Annotated in this window: 1 protein-coding gene; it reads right to left on the bottom strand. The window is 41.1% G+C overall.

Annotated elements, in window-relative coordinates; all coding sequences use genetic code 11:
• Positions 1 to 40 precede the first annotated feature (40 nt).
• Positions 41 to 2,221, bottom strand: a complete 2,181-nt coding sequence (katG, locus tag GQR46_RS18540; protein ID WP_165741999.1) for a catalase/peroxidase HPI — start codon at positions 2,219 to 2,221, stop codon at positions 41 to 43.
• Positions 2,222 to 2,649 lie beyond the last annotated feature (428 nt).

Below are 2,649 nucleotides of genomic sequence, written 5' to 3'. Positions count from 1 at the left end.
GAGTAAATTATTACTCCCCCGTTTTTATTTAGCGTACAGATTATTTAAGATCGAATCTATCGGCATTCATTACTTTTACCCATGCATTTACAAAGTCATGTACAAAACGTTCTTTATTGTCGTCTTGTGCATAAAACTCAGCAAGTGCGCGCAATATAGAGTTTGATCCAAATACTAAATCAACGCGTGTTGCAGTCCATTTAGTAGTGCCACTTTTACGGTCTACTATATTGTATAAACCTTTTTGAGTTGGCTCCCAACGGTTTGACATGTCAGTTAAGTTTACAAAGAAGTCGTTGGTTAATGAGCCTACGCTATTTGTAAATACGCCGTGTTCGCTGCCAGCATAGTTAGTACCTAGTACTCGCATCCCACCAATAAGTACCGACATTTCTGGTGCACTTAATCCCATTAATTGGCTGCGCTCTAGTAATAACTCTTCCGCTGACACTGCGTAATCTTTTTTCAGCCAGTTTCTAAAACCATCGTGTATTGGTTCTAGTACATCAAACGATTCTGCATCAGTCATTTCGTCTGTTGCATCTCCACGTCCTGGAGCAAACGGCACGTTTACATCAACACCGGCTTGTTTTGCAGCTTGTTCTACGGCTGCTGTACCACCTAAAACAATTAAGTCGGCGATGCTAACAGGTTTACTCAAGCCAGCCTGCACTTTTTCAAGCGCACTAAGTACTGATGTTAAACGTTCTGGCTCATTACCTTGCCAATCTTTTTGCGGTGCTAAACGAATGCGTGCACCATTTGCGCCGCCACGTTTATCAGAACCACGATAAGTACGTGCGCTATCCCAAGCTGTATTTATTAAATCAGCGGCACTAACACCACAATTTAATAATGTTGTTTTTAGATTGCTAATTTCGTCGTCTGTTAATGTGTAATCAACGGCTGGAATTGGATCTTGCCAAATTAAGTCTTCGCTTGGTACGTCAGCACCTAAGTAACATGATTTAGGGCCTAAATCGCGGTGAGTTAGTTTAAACCAGGCACGTGCAAACACGTCTGAAAAGTAGTCAAAGTCGTTATAAAAACGCTCAATAATTTTACGGTACGTTGGGTCCACTTTCATGGCCATATCAGCATCTGTCATCATTGGGTTTAAACGAATTGATGAATCTTCTACATCGACAGGTTTGTCTTCTTCTTTAATATTAATAGGCTCCCACTGATGAGCGCCTGCTGGGCTTTTAGTGAGTTCCCATTCGTAGGTTAATAAAAGCTTACAGTATTCGTTGTCCCATTGTGTTGGGTGCGTAGTCCATGCGCCCTCTACACCTGATGTAACTGTATCGCGGCCAATCCCACGTGTTGTAGTGTTATTCCAACCAAGGCCTTGCTCATGTACGTCAGCTGCTTCTGGTTCTGGTCCTAAGTTTTCTGCTTTGCCATTACCGTGCGCTTTACCTACTGTGTGCCCGCCTACCGTTAATGCAGCGGTTTCTTCGTCATCCATTGCCATACGCGCAAAAGTTTCGCGAATTTGGGCCGCTGTTTTAAGCGGATCAGGTATACCATTTACACCTTCAGGGTTTACATAAATTAAGCCCATTTGTACTGCGGCTAATGGGTTTTCCATGGTGTCTGGTTTATCTACACTTTCGTAACGACCGTCACTTGGCGCTAACCATTCTTTTTCAGCTCCCCAGTAAACGTCTTTTTCAGGATGCCAAATATCTTCTCGGCCGCCGGCAAAACCAAAGGTTTTTAAACCCATTGATTCGTATGCCATGTTGCCCGCTAAAATAATTAAGTCGGCCCATGAAAGCTTGTTACCGTATTTTTTCTTTATTGGCCAAAGTAAACGGCGCGCTTTGTCGAGGTTACCGTTGTCTGGCCATGAATTTAGTGGCGCAAAACGTTGATTACCTGTACCACCGCCCCCTCTACCATCGGCCAAACGGTATGAACCCGCTGAGTGCCATGCTAAACGAATCATTAAACCACCGTAATGTCCCCAATCGGCTGGCCACCAATCTTGGCTATCGGTCATTAAGCTTTTTACGTCTGTTTTTAGCGCGTCAAGATCGATTGATTTAAATGCTTCAGCGTAATTAAAGTCGCTATTGTATGGATTTGATTTGGTGTCGTGCTGATGAAGAATGTCTAAGTTTAGGGCATTTGGCCACCAATCAGTATTGGGATTAGACGTTTTAGTATTACTGCCGTGCATGACCGGACATTGGCCTGCTTTAGGGTTGCTCATTCTGGAATCCTTATAATAGAAAAGTAAAATACTTAATCAATCAGTATTGTTGTTTATGTATTTATAACTTTTTAAAAAGTAACGGTTATTTTTATTTAATCGGCTTACTTATTATTTAGTGTGCCTGCCTAAACACTTACGTATCCTTAATATAGGCGCATAAATTATGCTACGCCAGCCTCAACATACTATTTAAAACGATTGCTCCAATTTATATTTTTGATTGGCCTTTTGCTAATGATGTATTTAACAATAGCTTTGTAATTACATTCAAAATAATAGTAAAAATAAATCTGATGACGCTCGTGTAAGGTATTACGTAAGATAAAAAAAAATTAGTGAATTAACCTTAACCTTTTTACTAGACCTGTGATCGAATTGAAAAATTTCGGCGTAATGGTATGTGAAGGGTTTGAAAGTGGCTTTAA

The sequence above is a fragment of the Pseudoalteromonas sp. Z1A6 genome, from assembly GCF_011378745.1.
Lineage (GTDB): Bacteria > Pseudomonadota > Gammaproteobacteria > Enterobacterales > Alteromonadaceae > Pseudoalteromonas > Pseudoalteromonas arctica.
Note: the sequence above shows the minus strand (reverse complement) of the source record. Positions and strands in the feature narration are given on the sequence as shown.

Coding starts and splice junctions, on each gene's coding strand:
- katG (WP_165741999.1), bottom strand. CDS start 2,221: ATGAGCAACCCTAAAGCAGGCCAATGTCCGGTCATGCACGGCAGTAAT.